5 protein-coding genes, 5 tRNA genes and 6 rRNA genes are annotated in these 16,724 nt (G+C 51.9%); 14 read left to right on the top strand and 2 right to left on the bottom strand.

Annotated elements, in window-relative coordinates:
- Window positions 1-4: 4 nt before the first annotated feature.
- The 13 genes from hemG to NH461_RS00165 all read left to right on the top strand — a co-directional run bounded on the left by hemG (window position 5) and on the right by NH461_RS00165 (window position 13,631).
- The gene (gene hemG / locus NH461_RS00105; RefSeq protein WP_261601369.1) at window positions 5-529 is read left to right on the top strand and encodes a menaquinone-dependent protoporphyrinogen IX dehydrogenase; all 525 of its coding nucleotides are present in this window, start codon (window positions 5-7) and stop codon (window positions 527-529) included.
- 346 nt (window positions 530-875) lie between these two features.
- Window positions 876-2,441 (top strand): 16S ribosomal RNA (locus NH461_RS00110).
- Between the two features lie 96 nt (window positions 2,442-2,537).
- Window positions 2,538-2,613: transfer RNA gene (locus NH461_RS00115), tRNA-Glu, on the top strand.
- Between the two features lies 1 nt (window position 2,614).
- Window positions 2,615-2,690, top strand: a tRNA-Lys gene (locus NH461_RS00120).
- 65 nt (window positions 2,691-2,755) lie between these two features.
- A tRNA-Val gene (locus tag NH461_RS00125) sits at window positions 2,756-2,831 on the top strand.
- Window positions 2,832-2,922: 91 nt separating this feature from the next.
- Window positions 2,923-2,998, top strand: a tRNA-Ala gene (locus NH461_RS00130).
- A gap of 295 nt (window positions 2,999-3,293) precedes the next feature.
- Window positions 3,294-6,182 (top strand): 23S ribosomal RNA (locus NH461_RS00135).
- A 149-nt stretch (window positions 6,183-6,331) separates the two neighbouring features.
- A 5S ribosomal RNA gene (rrf, locus tag NH461_RS00140) occupies window positions 6,332-6,447 on the top strand.
- A 400-nt stretch (window positions 6,448-6,847) separates the two neighbouring features.
- A 16S ribosomal RNA gene (locus tag NH461_RS00145) occupies window positions 6,848-8,413 on the top strand.
- Between the two features lie 350 nt (window positions 8,414-8,763).
- Window positions 8,764-11,652: ribosomal RNA gene (locus NH461_RS00150) — 23S ribosomal RNA — on the top strand.
- A gap of 149 nt (window positions 11,653-11,801) precedes the next feature.
- Window positions 11,802-11,917, top strand: a 5S ribosomal RNA gene (gene rrf / locus NH461_RS00155).
- Together the 16S, 23S and 5S rRNA genes with 5 tRNA genes alongside form the textbook arrangement of a ribosomal RNA operon.
- A 14-nt stretch (window positions 11,918-11,931) precedes the next feature.
- A tRNA-Asp gene (locus tag NH461_RS00160) sits at window positions 11,932-12,008 on the top strand.
- A gap of 285 nt (window positions 12,009-12,293) precedes the next feature.
- Window positions 12,294-13,631 carry an IS4 family transposase gene (locus NH461_RS00165; RefSeq protein ID WP_261600266.1) on the top strand — a complete coding sequence of 446 codons (1,338 nt, stop codon included), beginning with the start codon at window positions 12,294-12,296 and terminating at the stop codon, window positions 13,629-13,631.
- A 211-nt stretch (window positions 13,632-13,842) separates the two neighbouring features.
- On the opposite strand, the gene ilvY is transcribed toward NH461_RS00165, so the two are convergent.
- Complete coding sequence (ilvY, locus tag NH461_RS00170) at window positions 13,843-14,712, bottom strand: HTH-type transcriptional activator IlvY (protein WP_261601370.1); 870 nt, start codon at window positions 14,710-14,712, stop codon at window positions 13,843-13,845.
- Between the two features lie 140 nt (window positions 14,713-14,852).
- Here ilvY and ilvC point away from each other — a divergent pair, with 140 nt between their 5' ends.
- On the top strand, window positions 14,853-16,337 hold the full coding sequence (gene ilvC / locus NH461_RS00175) for a ketol-acid reductoisomerase (RefSeq protein ID WP_261601371.1): 1,485 nt from the start codon (window positions 14,853-14,855) through the stop codon (window positions 16,335-16,337).
- Between the two features lie 100 nt (window positions 16,338-16,437).
- On the opposite strand, the gene ubiK is transcribed toward ilvC, so the two are convergent.
- Entirely contained in the window at window positions 16,438-16,698 is a 261-nt protein-coding gene (ubiK, locus tag NH461_RS00180) for a ubiquinone biosynthesis accessory factor UbiK (protein ID WP_261601372.1), read from the bottom strand.
- Between the last annotated feature and the right edge of the window lie 26 nt (window positions 16,699-16,724).

The raw sequence follows: 16,724 nt of genomic DNA on the forward strand, positions 1-16,724 counted from the left end.
GAGAATGGAAAAGGTGTTACTTCTTCATTCAAGTAGCGATGGGCAGACGGTGAAAATTCTTCGCCATATCGAGCAGGTGCTCGGTGAGGGATACCAGTGTGAGCTGGTGGATTTGAATACGCTCCCGCACATTGACTTCAGTGGTTATCAGAAAGTGTTGATTGGTGCCTCGATTCGCTATGGCCATCTGAATAAGAAACTGTATCAATTCATCGATATCCACCAAAAAGCTTTAGAAACGCATAAAGCCGGCTTTTTCTGCGTCAATCTGACGGCCCGCAAGGAAGGGAAGAATACGCCGGAAACCAGCGTCTATATGAAGAAGTTTCTGCAGAAGTCGCCGTGGCATCCCAAACTACAGGCAGTATTTGCTGGCGCCTTGCGCTACCCGCGATACGGCTGGTTTGATCGGGTGATGATTCAGTTCATTATGCGATTAACCGGCGGAGAAACGGATACCCGGCAAGAAGTGGAATATACGGACTGGGACAAGGTTTCGCAGTTTGCGCAGCGTTTTGAGCAGTTTTAAGTGCGATTTATCACGCTTCTGGGTGTTTTTTGTTCGTTTGATGGCCTTTGATAAAAAAAATCAAAATAACCCCTTGCGCCGGGAAAATATCTCCCTATAATGCGCCTCCGTTGTCACGAAAAACGGTTCGCAAGAAACGTTGTGAAAACAAGTTCTTTAACAATTTGACCATGCAATCTGTGTGGGCACTCGTGAAATGATAGTCAAAAGATTTATCAGTGAGCTGAGTGACCAAATTGATACTTCGGTATCAGCACAGTCAATTTATTTTTGCTTCTGCTTTTCTTAAAAGCGGCGGCAAGAAATCAGTAATCACTGAGCCGTTTCTTCGGAAACACCAAAACTTTAATTGAAGAGTTTGATCATGGCTCAGATTGAACGCTGGCGGCAGGCCTAACACATGCAAGTCGAGCGGCAGCGACAACATTGACCCTTCGGGTGATTTGTTGGGCGGCGAGCGGCGGACGGGTGAGTAATGCCTGGGAATATGCCCTGATGTGGGGGATAACCATTGGAAACGATGGCTAATACCGCATAATCTCCTGTCTTTTACGAGATGGGAGCAAAGAGGGGGACCTTCGGGCCTCTCGCGTCAGGATTAGCCCAGGTGGGATTAGCTAGTAGGTGGGGTAACGGCTCACCTAGGCGACGATCCCTAGCTGGTCTGAGAGGATGATCAGCCACACTGGAACTGAGACACGGTCCAGACTCCTACGGGAGGCAGCAGTGGGGAATATTGCACAATGGGGGAAACCCTGATGCAGCCATGCCGCGTGTGTGAAGAAGGCCTTCGGGTTGTAAAGCACTTTCAGTCGTGAGGAAGGCGGCTAAGTTAATAGCTTAGTTGTTTGACGTTAGCGACAGAAGAAGCACCGGCTAACTCCGTGCCAGCAGCCGCGGTAATACGGAGGGTGCGAGCGTTAATCGGAATTACTGGGCGTAAAGCGCATGCAGGCGGCTTGTTAAGCCAGATGTGAAAGCCCGGGGCTCAACCTCGGAATCGCATTTGGAACTGGCAGGCTAGAGTCTTGTAGAGGGGGGTAGAATTTCAGGTGTAGCGGTGAAATGCGTAGAGATCTGAAGGAATACCGGTGGCGAAGGCGGCCCCCTGGACAAAGACTGACGCTCAGATGCGAAAGCGTGGGGAGCAAACAGGATTAGATACCCTGGTAGTCCACGCCGTAAACGATGTCTACTTGGAGGTTGGTGTCTTGAACACTGGCTTTCGGAGCTAACGCGTTAAGTAGACCGCCTGGGGAGTACGGTCGCAAGATTAAAACTCAAATGAATTGACGGGGGCCCGCACAAGCGGTGGAGCATGTGGTTTAATTCGATGCAACGCGAAGAACCTTACCTACTCTTGACATCCAGAGAACTTTCCAGAGATGGATTGGTGCCTTCGGGAACTCTGAGACAGGTGCTGCATGGCTGTCGTCAGCTCGTGTTGTGAAATGTTGGGTTAAGTCCCGCAACGAGCGCAACCCTTATCCTTGTTTGCCAGCACTTCGGGTGGGAACTCCAGGGAGACTGCCGGTGATAAACCGGAGGAAGGTGGGGACGACGTCAAGTCATCATGGCCCTTACGAGTAGGGCTACACACGTGCTACAATGGCGCATACAGAGGGCTGCAAGCTAGCGATAGTGAGCGAATCCCAAAAAGTGCGTCGTAGTCCGGATTGGAGTCTGCAACTCGACTCCATGAAGTCGGAATCGCTAGTAATCGTGGATCAGAATGCCACGGTGAATACGTTCCCGGGCCTTGTACACACCGCCCGTCACACCATGGGAGTGGGCTGCACCAGAAGTAGATAGCTTAACCTTCGGGAGGGCGTTTACCACGGTGTGGTTCATGACTGGGGTGAAGTCGTAACAAGGTAGCCCTAGGGGAACCTGGGGCTGGATCACCTCCTTAACGATATGACGCATTGTTTGATGCAGTGTCCACACAGATTGCTTGGTCGAAATAGAAAGAACATGTTTTTCTAAGTGCCCAAACTTAGAAACCAAAGTCCCATTCGTCTAGAGGCCTAGGACACCGCCCTTTCACGGCGGTAACAGGGGTTCGACTCCCCTATGGGACGCCACGGGTCGTTAGCTCAGTTGGTAGAGCAGTTGACTTTTAATCAATTGGTCGCAGGTTCGAATCCTGCACGACCCACCATCTTTCCACGAAGGATGTAAAACCGTTTTGCTTCTGCTTTTTCAAAAGCGGAGACAAACAGCCGTGGGCGATTAGCTCAGTTGGGAGAGCACCTCCCTTACAAGGAGGGGGTCACTGGTTCGAGCCCGGTATCGCCCACCACTTTTCCTTTATGCTGCGTTATCGCATTTCTCGTTTAGCGAACTAAACGTCGAAATACGAGACCTTGCCTAAAGAAAAAGCACCACATAATGGGGCTATAGCTCAGCTGGGAGAGCGCTTGCATGGCATGCAAGAGGTCGGCGGTTCGATCCCGCCTAGCTCCACCACTTTCTAAACACACTTGCGAGTGTCGTTAGAAAGTGTCTATTCCTTCGGGATAACAACACATGCTCTTTAACAATCTGGAAAGCTGACTAGTAATTCGATTTTTAGGAATCGAAATTATTGTTTCACCGCAAGGTGAAACGAGTTCTCAAGCAATACACATTCAAGTGTCTTGTGTAAGTTTGCTTTCACTTTTCAAAGTGAAGACAGACAAAGAGTCCGGCAAAACAAACAATTCCATCTTTTACTCAGATGGAAACCTTGGTTGTTTACGATACAGACCCTTTGGGGTTGTATGGTTAAGTGACTAAGCGTACACGGTGGATGCCTGGGCAGTCAGAGGCGATGAAGGACGTACTAACTTGCGATAAGCGCAGATGAGGCAGTAAGAGCCACTTGAGTCTGCGATTTCCGAATGGGGAAACCCAGCTGCAGAAGCAGTTATCATTAAGTGAATACATAGCTTAATGAGGCGAACCGGGGGAACTGAAACATCTAAGTACCCCGAGGAAGAGAAATCAACCGAGATTCCGGCAGTAGCGGCGAGCGAAACCGGATTAGCCCTTAAGTTGGTTTGATGTCAGGTGAATGAGCTGGAAAGCTCAGCGATACAGGGTGATAGCCCCGTAACCGGTAACATCTTATCAGTGAAAACGAGTAGGACGGGACACGTGTTATCTTGTCTGAAGATGGGGGGACCATCCTCCAAGGCTAAATACTCCTGACTGACCGATAGTGAACCAGTACCGTGAGGGAAAGGCGAAAAGAACCCCTGTGAGGGGAGTGAAATAGAACCTGAAACCGTGTACGTACAAGCAGTAGGAGCACCTTCGTGGTGTGACTGCGTACCTTTTGTATAATGGGTCAGCGACTTAATTTCAGTAGCAAGGTTAACCATCTAGGGGAGCCGTAGGGAAACCGAGTCTTAACTGGGCGTGCAGTTGCTGGGATTAGACCCGAAACCAGGTGATCTAGCCATGGGCAGGTTGAAGGTGCGGTAACACGCACTGGAGGACCGAACCGACTAATGTTGAAAAATTAGCGGATGACTTGTGGCTAGGGGTGAAAGGCCAATCAAACCTGGAGATAGCTGGTTCTCCCCGAAAGCTATTTAGGTAGCGCCTCGGACGAATACTACTGGGGGTAGAGCACTGTTAAGGCTAGGGGGTCATCCCGACTTACCAACCCTTTGCAAACTCCGAATACCAGTAAGTACTATCCGGGAGACACACGGCGGGTGCTAACGTCCGTCGTGGAGAGGGAAACAACCCAGACCGCCAGCTAAGGTCCCAAAGTTATCGCTAAGTGGGAAACGATGTGGGAAGGCTCAGACAGCCAGGATGTTGGCTTAGAAGCAGCCATCATTTAAAGAAAGCGTAATAGCTCACTGGTCGAGTCGGCCTGCGCGGAAGATTTAACGGGGCTAAGCGATACACCGAAGCTGCGGCAATGTAGTTTACTACATTGGGTAGGGGAGCGTTCTGTAAGCTGTTGAAGGTGGTCTGTAAGGGCTGCTGGAGGTATCAGAAGTGCGAATGCTGACATGAGTAACGATAAAGGGGGTGAAAAACCTCCTCGCCGGAAGACCAAGGGTTCCTGTCCAACGTTAATCGGGGCAGGGTGAGTCGACCCCTAAGGCGAGGCCGAAAGGCGTAGTCGATGGGAAACGGGTTAATATTCCCGTACTTCTTACTATTGCGATGGGGGGACGGAGAAGGCTAGGTGGGCCTGGCGACGGTTGTCCAGGTTCAAGGGTGTAGGCTGATGGTTTAGGCAAATCCGGACCATCTCAAGGCTGAGACCCGATGTCGAGCTGCTACGGCGGTGAAGTCATTGATGCCATGCTTCCGGGAAAAGCCTCTAAGCTTCAGATAGTAAGGAATCGTACCCCAAACCGACACAGGTGGTCGGGTAGAGAATACCAAGGCGCTTGAGAGAACTCGGGTGAAGGAACTAGGCAAAATGGTACCGTAACTTCGGGAGAAGGTACGCTCTTGACGGTGAAGTCCCTCGCGGATGGAGCTATTGAGAGTCGCAGATACCAGGTGGCTGCAACTGTTTATTAAAAACACAGCACTGTGCAAAATCGAAAGATGACGTATACGGTGTGACGCCTGCCCGGTGCCGGAAGGTTAATTGATGGGGTTATCTTCGGAGAAGCTCTTGATCGAAGCCCCGGTAAACGGCGGCCGTAACTATAACGGTCCTAAGGTAGCGAAATTCCTTGTCGGGTAAGTTCCGACCTGCACGAATGGCGTAATGATGGCCACGCTGTCTCCACCCGAGACTCAGTGAAATTGAAATCGCAGTGAAGATGCTGCGTACCCGCGGCTAGACGGAAAGACCCCGTGAACCTTTACTACAGCTTGGCACTGAACATTGACCCTACATGTGTAGGATAGGTGGGAGGCTTCGAAGCAGGTACGCCAGTATCTGTGGAGCCGTCCTTGAAATACCACCCTTGTAGTGTTGATGTTCTAACGTCGCCCCCTTATCGGGGGTGCGGACAGTGCCTGGTGGGTAGTTTGACTGGGGCGGTCTCCTCCCAAAGCGTAACGGAGGAGCACGAAGGTGGGCTAATCACGGTCGGACATCGTGAGGTTAGTGCAATGGCATAAGCCCGCTTGACTGCGAGAATGACGGTTCGAGCAGGTGCGAAAGCAGGTCATAGTGATCCGGTGGTTCTGAATGGAAGGGCCATCGCTCAACGGATAAAAGGTACTCCGGGGATAACAGGCTGATACCGCCCAAGAGTTCATATCGACGGCGGTGTTTGGCACCTCGATGTCGGCTCATCACATCCTGGGGCTGAAGTCGGTCCCAAGGGTATGGCTGTTCGCCATTTAAAGTGGTACGCGAGCTGGGTTTAGAACGTCGTGAGACAGTTCGGTCCCTATCTGCCGTGGGCGTTGGATGATTGAGAGGGGCTGCTCCTAGTACGAGAGGACCGGAGTGGACGAACCGCTGGTGTTCGGGTTGTGTCGCCAGACGCATTGCCCGGTAGCTAAGTTCGGAATCGATAACCGCTGAAAGCATCTAAGCGGGAAGCGAGCCTCAAGATGAGTCATCCCTAAGGCTTTAAGCCTTCTGAAGGGTTGTCGTAGACGACGACGTTGATAGGCAGGGTGTGTAAGCGCTGTGAGGCGTTGAGCTAACCTGTACTAATTGCCCGTGCGGCTTAACCATACAACACCCAAGGGGTTTTACGGACTCCACGAGCACTTGAATGCAGTGTTTGAGAAACTAGTTAACTTTTCCAGATTTAGTGTAGGGTCACATCGCTCCTTGCCATCCATGGCATCGCGATATTAGTGAATCCCTTCACGTCGAATTTGCTTGGCGACCATAGCGTTGCGGACCCACCTGATCCCATGCCGAACTCAGTAGTGAAACGCAGCAGCGCCGATGGTAGTGTGGGGCCTCCCCATGTGAGAGTAGGACATCGCCAGGCTTTGATTTATAGGAAGCCCGCTGGGTACAGCGGGCATTTCTTTCGCTCCGACTGATTGCAATGTGAGCGACGTCAACAGAAGGTTTTTACTTTTTCGCCAACCGCGAAAAAAGATGAAAATTTTGTCTTGACTGGATATCAGAAACGCGTATTATACGCCTCCTGACTTGCTGAAGCGCACAGCGCCAAGGCATTGAAAGTCAACGTTCTTTAACAATTTGACCATGCAATCTGTGTGGGCACTCGTGAAATGATAGTCAAAAAGACTTATCAGTGAGCTGAGTGACCAAATTGATACTTCGGTATCAGCACAGTCAATTTATTTTTGCTTCTGCTTTTTTAAAAGCGGCGGCAAGAAATCAGTAATCACTGAGCCGTTTCTTCGGAAACACCAAAACTTTAATTGAAGAGTTTGATCATGGCTCAGATTGAACGCTGGCGGCAGGCCTAACACATGCAAGTCGAGCGGCAGCGACAACATTGACCCTTCGGGTGATTTGTTGGGCGGCGAGCGGCGGACGGGTGAGTAATGCCTGGGAACATGCCTTAGTGTGGGGGATAACCATTGGAAACGATGGCTAATACCGCATAATCTCCTGTCTTTTGCGAGATGGGAGCAAAGAGGGGGACCTTCGGGCCTCTCGCGCTAAGATTGGCCCAGGTGGGATTAGCTAGTAGGTGGGGTAACGGCTCACCTAGGCGACGATCCCTAGCTGGTCTGAGAGGATGATCAGCCACACTGGAACTGAGACACGGTCCAGACTCCTACGGGAGGCAGCAGTGGGGAATATTGCACAATGGGGGAAACCCTGATGCAGCCATGCCGCGTGTGTGAAGAAGGCCTTCGGGTTGTAAAGCACTTTCAGTCGTGAGGAAGGCGGCTAAGTTAATAGCTTAGTTGTTTGACGTTAGCGACAGAAGAAGCACCGGCTAACTCCGTGCCAGCAGCCGCGGTAATACGGAGGGTGCGAGCGTTAATCGGAATTACTGGGCGTAAAGCGCATGCAGGCGGCTTGTTAAGCCAGATGTGAAAGCCCGGGGCTCAACCTCGGAATCGCATTTGGAACTGGCAGGCTAGAGTCTTGTAGAGGGGGGTAGAATTTCAGGTGTAGCGGTGAAATGCGTAGAGATCTGAAGGAATACCGGTGGCGAAGGCGGCCCCCTGGACAAAGACTGACGCTCAGATGCGAAAGCGTGGGGAGCAAACAGGATTAGATACCCTGGTAGTCCACGCCGTAAACGATGTCTACTTGGAGGTTGGTGTCTTGAACACTGGCTTTCGGAGCTAACGCGTTAAGTAGACCGCCTGGGGAGTACGGTCGCAAGATTAAAACTCAAATGAATTGACGGGGGCCCGCACAAGCGGTGGAGCATGTGGTTTAATTCGATGCAACGCGAAGAACCTTACCTACTCTTGACATCCAGAGAACTTTCCAGAGATGGATTGGTGCCTTCGGGAACTCTGAGACAGGTGCTGCATGGCTGTCGTCAGCTCGTGTTGTGAAATGTTGGGTTAAGTCCCGCAACGAGCGCAACCCTTATCCTTGTTTGCCAGCACTTCGGGTGGGAACTCCAGGGAGACTGCCGGTGATAAACCGGAGGAAGGTGGGGACGACGTCAAGTCATCATGGCCCTTACGAGTAGGGCTACACACGTGCTACAATGGCGCATACAGAGGGCTGCAAGCTAGCGATAGTGAGCGAATCCCAAAAAGTGCGTCGTAGTCCGGATTGGAGTCTGCAACTCGACTCCATGAAGTCGGAATCGCTAGTAATCGTGGATCAGAATGCCACGGTGAATACGTTCCCGGGCCTTGTACACACCGCCCGTCACACCATGGGAGTGGGCTGCACCAGAAGTAGATAGCTTAACCTTCGGGAGGGCGTTTACCACGGTGTGGTTCATGACTGGGGTGAAGTCGTAACAAGGTAGCCCTAGGGGAACCTGGGGCTGGATCACCTCCTTAACGATATGACACATTGTTTGATGCAGTGTCCACACAGATTGCTTGGTGAAATGGTTTTAGAACTCGCGAAAGCGCTAATCAATAACGTCAGTTATTGATTAACGCTTTGTGCGTTATGCTCTTTAACAATCTGGAAAGCTGACTAGTAATTCGATTTTTAGGAATCGAAATTATTGTTTCACCGCAAGGTGAAACGAGTTCTCAAGCAATACACATTCAAGTGTCTTGTGTAAGTTTGCTTTCACTTTTCAAAGTGAAGACAGACAAAGAGTCCGGCAAAACAAACAATTCCATCTTTTACTCAGATGGAAACCTTGGTTGTTTACGATACAGACCCTTTGGGGTTGTATGGTTAAGTGACTAAGCGTACACGGTGGATGCCTGGGCAGTCAGAGGCGATGAAGGACGTACTAACTTGCGATAAGCGCAGATGAGGCAGTAAGAGCCACTTGAGTCTGCGATTTCCGAATGGGGAAACCCAGCTGCAGAAGCAGTTATCATTAAGTGAATACATAGCTTAATGAGGCGAACCGGGGGAACTGAAACATCTAAGTACCCCGAGGAAGAGAAATCAACCGAGATTCCGGCAGTAGCGGCGAGCGAAACCGGATTAGCCCTTAAGTTGGTTTGATGTCAGGTGAATGAGCTGGAAAGCTCAGCGATACAGGGTGATAGCCCCGTAACCGGTAACATCTTATCAGTGAAAACGAGTAGGACGGGACACGTGTTATCTTGTCTGAAGATGGGGGGACCATCCTCCAAGGCTAAATACTCCTGACTGACCGATAGTGAACCAGTACCGTGAGGGAAAGGCGAAAAGAACCCCTGTGAGGGGAGTGAAATAGAACCTGAAACCGTGTACGTACAAGCAGTAGGAGCACCTTCGTGGTGTGACTGCGTACCTTTTGTATAATGGGTCAGCGACTTAATTTCAGTAGCAAGGTTAACCATCTAGGGGAGCCGTAGGGAAACCGAGTCTTAACTGGGCGTGCAGTTGCTGGGATTAGACCCGAAACCAGGTGATCTAGCCATGGGCAGGTTGAAGGTGCGGTAACACGCACTGGAGGACCGAACCGACTAATGTTGAAAAATTAGCGGATGACTTGTGGCTAGGGGTGAAAGGCCAATCAAACCTGGAGATAGCTGGTTCTCCCCGAAAGCTATTTAGGTAGCGCCTCGGACGAATACTACTGGGGGTAGAGCACTGTTAAGGCTAGGGGGTCATCCCGACTTACCAACCCTTTGCAAACTCCGAATACCAGTAAGTACTATCCGGGAGACACACGGCGGGTGCTAACGTCCGTCGTGGAGAGGGAAACAACCCAGACCGCCAGCTAAGGTCCCAAAGTTATCGCTAAGTGGGAAACGATGTGGGAAGGCTCAGACAGCCAGGATGTTGGCTTAGAAGCAGCCATCATTTAAAGAAAGCGTAATAGCTCACTGGTCGAGTCGGCCTGCGCGGAAGATTTAACGGGGCTAAGCGATACACCGAAGCTGCGGCAATGTAGTTTACTACATTGGGTAGGGGAGCGTTCTGTAAGCTGTTGAAGGTGGTCTGTAAGGGCTGCTGGAGGTATCAGAAGTGCGAATGCTGACATGAGTAACGATAAAGGGGGTGAAAAACCTCCTCGCCGGAAGACCAAGGGTTCCTGTCCAACGTTAATCGGGGCAGGGTGAGTCGACCCCTAAGGCGAGGCCGAAAGGCGTAGTCGATGGGAAACGGGTTAATATTCCCGTACTTCTTACTATTGCGATGGGGGGACGGAGAAGGCTAGGTGGGCCTGGCGACGGTTGTCCAGGTTCAAGGGTGTAGGCTGATGGTTTAGGCAAATCCGGACCATCTTAAGGCTGAGACCCGATGTCGAGGTGCTACGGCACTGAAGTCATTGATGCCATGCTTCCGGGAAAAGCCTCTAAGCTTCAGATAGTAAGGAATCGTACCCCAAACCGACACAGGTGGTCGGGTAGAGAATACCAAGGCGCTTGAGAGAACTCGGGTGAAGGAACTAGGCAAAATGGTACCGTAACTTCGGGAGAAGGTACGCTCTTGACGGTGAAGTCCCTCGCGGATGGAGCTATTGAGAGTCGCAGATACCAGGTGGCTGCAACTGTTTATTAAAAACACAGCACTGTGCAAAATCGAAAGATGACGTATACGGTGTGACGCCTGCCCGGTGCCGGAAGGTTAATTGATGGGGTTATCTTCGGAGAAGCTCTTGATCGAAGCCCCGGTAAACGGCGGCCGTAACTATAACGGTCCTAAGGTAGCGAAATTCCTTGTCGGGTAAGTTCCGACCTGCACGAATGGCGTAATGATGGCCACGCTGTCTCCACCCGAGACTCAGTGAAATTGAAATCGCAGTGAAGATGCTGCGTACCCGCGGCTAGACGGAAAGACCCCGTGAACCTTTACTACAGCTTGGCACTGAACATTGACCCTACATGTGTAGGATAGGTGGGAGGCTTCGAAGCAGGTACGCCAGTATCTGTGGAGCCGTCCTTGAAATACCACCCTTGTAGTGTTGATGTTCTAACGTCGCCCCCTTATCGGGGGTGCGGACAGTGCCTGGTGGGTAGTTTGACTGGGGCGGTCTCCTCCCAAAGCGTAACGGAGGAGCACGAAGGTGGGCTAATCACGGTCGGACATCGTGAGGTTAGTGCAATGGCATAAGCCCGCTTGACTGCGAGAATGACGGTTCGAGCAGGTGCGAAAGCAGGTCATAGTGATCCGGTGGTTCTGAATGGAAGGGCCATCGCTCAACGGATAAAAGGTACTCCGGGGATAACAGGCTGATACCGCCCAAGAGTTCATATCGACGGCGGTGTTTGGCACCTCGATGTCGGCTCATCACATCCTGGGGCTGAAGTCGGTCCCAAGGGTATGGCTGTTCGCCATTTAAAGTGGTACGCGAGCTGGGTTTAGAACGTCGTGAGACAGTTCGGTCCCTATCTGCCGTGGGCGTTGGATGATTGAGAGGGGCTGCTCCTAGTACGAGAGGACCGGAGTGGACGAACCGCTGGTGTTCGGGTTGTGTCGCCAGACGCATTGCCCGGTAGCTAAGTTCGGAATCGATAACCGCTGAAAGCATCTAAGCGGGAAGCGAGCCTCAAGATGAGTCATCCCTAAGGCTTTAAGCCTTCTGAAGGGTTGTCGTAGACTACGACGTTGATAGGCAGGGTGTGTAAGCGCTGTGAGGCGTTGAGCTAACCTGTACTAATTGCCCGTGCGGCTTAACCATACAACACCCAAGGGGTTTTACGGACTCCACGAGCACTTGAATGCAGTGTTTGAGAAACTAGTTAACTTTTCCAGATTTAGTGTAGGGTCACATCGCTCTTTGCCATTCATGGCATCGCGATATTCGTGAATCCCTTCACGTCGAATTTGCTTGGCGACCATAGCGTTGCGGACCCACCTGATCCCATGCCGAACTCAGCAGTGAAACGCAGCAGCGCCGATGGTAGTGTGGGGCCTCCCCATGTGAGAGTAGGACATCGCCAGGCTTCCAATTTAGTGCGGAGTGGTAGTTCAGTTGGTTAGAATACCGGCCTGTCACGCCGGGGGTCGCGGGTTCGAGTCCCGTCCACTCCGCCAATCATTAAGTCCCTAGCAGCAATGCTGGGGATTTTTTGTATGTGCAGTACAAGAGCGGTAGTTCAGTTGGTTAGCCTATTTACCTTGCCTATCTATCTTGAGAGCAGAGCGGCCTGTCATGCCGGGGGCGCGGGTTCGAGTCCCGCCGGAGTGCCGGCCCAGCCGCTCCGCCACTTATTAGAAAGCCCCGCTAGAAATAGCGCAATGCTGATCAGTTAAGGATCGGTTGACTGATCCTTCTGATGCGTCAAAATCGGAAATCATTTACTGGTTTCCGGTTTTTTTATGCCCTTAGCTTCCGCACTCACAGATTTTCTTGAAGAGTCTCCTGTCGATATCTCCCAGCTGACCACTTTCTCTGAACACGTTCCCGACGAGTGGGTTGCCAGAGCTACATCTTTATCGACTCAGGCAACCATCAGACGAAGACGGCTCCCCAGTGATATGGTGCTCTGGCTTATTGTCGGTATGGCCTTTTTCCGCAATGAGCCTATAGCTGAAGTGGCCCGCCGTATGAATGTCTGTGCCGAAGGGTTGGCAAACGAGGAACTCCTGGCCAAGAGTGCTCTGACACAAGCCCGTCAGCGACTGGGAAAGGAAGCGCCTAAATGGCTGTTCAAACAGTGTGCTCAGGTATGGGGTAAAGAAAGGTACCCGGAAGACAGCTGGAATAAACTTCAGGTTTTTGCTGTTGATGGGGCTCTGTTCAGGACCCCGGATACCCCCGGGCTTCGCGAACACTTCGGTTCGGGAAACACATCCGGAAAGCGCCAGACACCTTACCCTGTACTCCGTCTTGTCACCATGATGAACGTGCGTTCCCATATCATCATTGATGCCGATATCAGCCCTTATCGCCGAGGTGAAATACCGCTGGCCCAACCCTTTATCAACTCGCTGCCGGATAACTCGGTGACTTTGCTGGATAAGGGATTTTACGGAGCAAGCCTGTTGCTGGGCATCTCTGCCAGCGGGGCAAACCGACATTGGCTTATTCCTGCTAAAAAAGGCGTGGTATACACACTTCTCGACGAGGAGGAAACCAATGACAACCTTATCGAGATGAAGGTCTCGCCCCAAGCGAGAAAGAAGAATCCGACCCTTCCTGAGAAATGGCAGGTACGGGCAGTCACCTATGAGGTAGACGGGAAAGAGAAAACGGTTTTCACCTCCCTGCCAAGAGAGATGTACAGCGCCGAGCAGGTTGCCACCCTATACCACGAACGCTGGGAGATTGAACTGGGCTACCGCGATATAAAGAGCTCCATGCAGCACAATTCTCTTACCTTGCGGAGCAAAACGGTCGAGCTGGTTTATCAAGAGTTATGGGGGTTGCTTCTCGGCTACAACCTGGTCAGGAGAGAGGCAAGCCAGGCGGCTGTGGCGCATGACAGAGCCCCCACAGAAATAAGCTTCAAGTACGCCTGCCAGTTTATTGCAAGTCAGCTCAGGGTAATGAGTAAGGCACTGTCACCGGGAAACACGCCCAAGAGGCTAAAGGCACTACGGGGGGACCTGTCAGTGCTCTTCAAGGAAAATCGCCCCAGGCCATCTAGGCCCAGGGCAGTTAAGATATCAAAGACCCGCTACCCGGTTAATCGCCATGCAGCTCCCCTTAAGTGAACTGCATTGCGCTAGAAATAGCGGGGCTTTTTATCGTTTGTTAGATCTGGAATGGACACTCACGAGCCTTCGGCTTGAATCCCGGTCGTGCGCGACCCCGGCCGTTCCGCCACCTCTTAGAAAGCCTCACTAGAAATAGCGAGGCTTTTTTGCGTTTAACGCTCCCCCGAGCCCTTTGGTCTCTTGGTCTCGTACGGCCGATGACGGCGCGTTAATCAATGAGTGCCAGCATTGCTTGCGTCAGGGGCTCTGTGGCTCGATTTTTCAGGCAACACAGTCCCAGCTCCATCGCAGCAATCGATTCGGATTTCAGGCGTTCGACCTTATCTTTCACCGGGCTGTTATCGATCACTACGTCAGGGGCTACCCCGATGCCATATCCGAGCGCCACCATACTGACAATCGCTTCATGGCCGGCAATCTGGGCGTAAATATTCGGTCGGATATGTTTGGCTGCCAGCCATTGGTTGGCCAGGGTCCGGGCGGTGCCGGACTCCGGCAGGATCAAGGGCGTGTTGGCCCAGTTGACGTGCTCGCCGACGAAACTCGTCCCGGTCGGGTTAAACTTTGGCGCGATCACGGACAGGGAGACGCTGTCGATGGGCTTGAAGACCAGGGAGGCCGCCATTCTGTCTTCTTTCGCAGCGATGGCGATGTCTGCACTGCCATCTAACACCTTTTCAATGGCCTGGGCCGGGTCGCCGGTGATCAGCTGAATTTCGATGTTGGGATACTGCTGGCGAAACCGTGCCAGGAGGTCGGGCAGGTGACTGTAACTGGCGGTGACGGAGCAGAACAGCGTCAGCTTGCCTTTGAGCAAGGCTTCATCATCACGCAATGTTGTCTTGATGGTTTGCCAGTCTGAGACGATCTGCATCGCAACCGGGAGCAAGGTTTCACCGGCTGGGGTCAGGCTCACGGCTTTATTATTGCGGATAAACAGCGCCTGACCGATCTCATCTTCCAGCCGCTGAATAATGCGGCTCAGTGCCGAAGGGCTGATATGGACTGCGGTAGCCGTTTTGCTGAAGTTCCGGCTGTCACACAAATGCAGAAAATAATTGAGATGCTTAATATCCATTGCTCATCCATGTTGCAATAAATGCAAGTAGTGATTGTTAATATATCACTTTAGGCAATTTATACCCTGATCTATTATCAAATCAATGCAAAGGAAATCACTTTCTTTGCCACGGAATAAAGTCTTGATGGAGCATAAAAATGGCGAATTACTTCAATACCCTAAACCTACGCCAGCAGTTAGATCAACTGGGCCGCTGCCGCTTTATGGATCGCGCTGAGTTTGCGACGGAAGCCGATTACCTGAAAGGCAAAAAGATTGTGATTGTCGGCTGTGGAGCCCAGGGCCTGAACCAGGGCCTGAACATGCGTGACTCGGGTCTCGATGTGGCGTATGCACTGCGTCAGGCGGCGATTGATGAGCAGCGTCAGTCGTACAAGAATGCGAAAGAAAACGGGTTTGAAGTAGGGAGCTATGAGCAACTGATCCCGCAAGCTGATCTGGTGGTGAACCTGACGCCAGATAAGCAGCATACCAACGTGGTGGAGACGGTGATGCCGCTGATGAAGCAAGGGGCGGCACTGGGGTACTCGCACGGTTTCAACATTGTTGAAGAAGGGATGCAGATCCGTCCGGATATCACGGTGGTGATGGTGGCGCCGAAATGTCCGGGTACTGAAGTGCGCGAAGAGTACAAGCGTGGTTTCGGTGTACCGACTCTGATTGCGGTTCACCCGGAAAACGATCCGCAAGGTGAAGGCCTGGAGATTGCCAAAGCCTGGGCAGCGGCGACGGGTGGTCATCGCGCCGGCGTTTTGGAATCTTCTTTCGTCGCGGAAGTGAAATCTGATCTGATGGGCGAGCAGACTATTTTGTGTGGCATGCTGCAAGCCGGCTCCATTGTGTGCTACGAGAAAATGGTCGCCGAAGGCGTAGACCCAGGTTATGCCGGGAAACTGCTGCAATTTGGCTGGGAAACCATTACCGAGGCACTGAAGTTCGGTGGGATCACTCATATGATGGATCGCCTGTCGAACCCGGCAAAAATCAAAGCCTATGAGTTGTCTGAAGAGCTGAAAACTCTGTTGCGTCCGCTATACAACAAGCACATGGATGACATCATCGAGGGCGAGTTCTCTGCCACCATGATGGCGGACTGGGCCAATGACGATGCGAACCTGCTGGGCTGGCGTGCGGAAACAGCGGAGACGGCGTTCGAGAACTATCCAGAGTCTGATGTGAAGATTGCCGAGCAGGAGTACTTTGATAACGGGATTCTGATGATCGCCATGGTCCGTGCCGGGGTTGAACTGGCGTTCGAGGCCATGACGGCTTCCGGGATCATTGATGAGTCGGCGTACTATGAGTCGCTGCACGAGCTGCCGTTGATTGCTAATACTATTGCCCGGAAGCGCCTGTACGAGATGAACGTGGTGATTTCCGATACCGCGGAGTACGGCAACTATCTGTTTGCCAATGTCGCCACCCCGTTACTGCGTGAAAAATTCATGCCGTCCGTGAATACCGATGTGATTGGTAAGGGGCTGGGTGAAACTTCAAATCAGGTGGACAACCAGCAGCTGATTGATGTGAATGAAGCCATCCGTAACCATCCGGTAGAGTGGATTGGTCAGGAGCTGCGCGGTTACATGACTGACATGAAGCGCATTGCGGTGGGTGACTAAGTACGGTTGTGGCTGATGACATGTCGGCCACGCTCACTTGAGATGAAAAAGGCTTGGTGGGGACACCAAGCCTTTGTTGTATCTGGCCCTTGGATCGGGATTAGTCCTGATCGTTTTCGCCAAGTTTGGCTTCGAGTGCAGCCAGCTTCTGTTCTAATTCTGTCAGTTTTTGGCGGGTGCGTAGCAGCACCTGAGTCTGGACATCAAACTCTTCGCGGCTGACCACATCCAGTTTACTCAGCTGGCCCTGGATGACCTGACGCACTTTGTGCTCAACATCGTTGCCAAGCTCTTTGACCGGCTGCGGCATCGAATCGTGGATCTGTTTGGCGACCTGCTCAAGTTTCTTTGGATCAAACATCGCGGTGTTAACTCCGTAACGGCTTT

This window comes from Photobacterium sp. TY1-4, from assembly GCF_025398175.1.
GTDB lineage: Bacteria > Pseudomonadota > Gammaproteobacteria > Enterobacterales > Vibrionaceae > Photobacterium.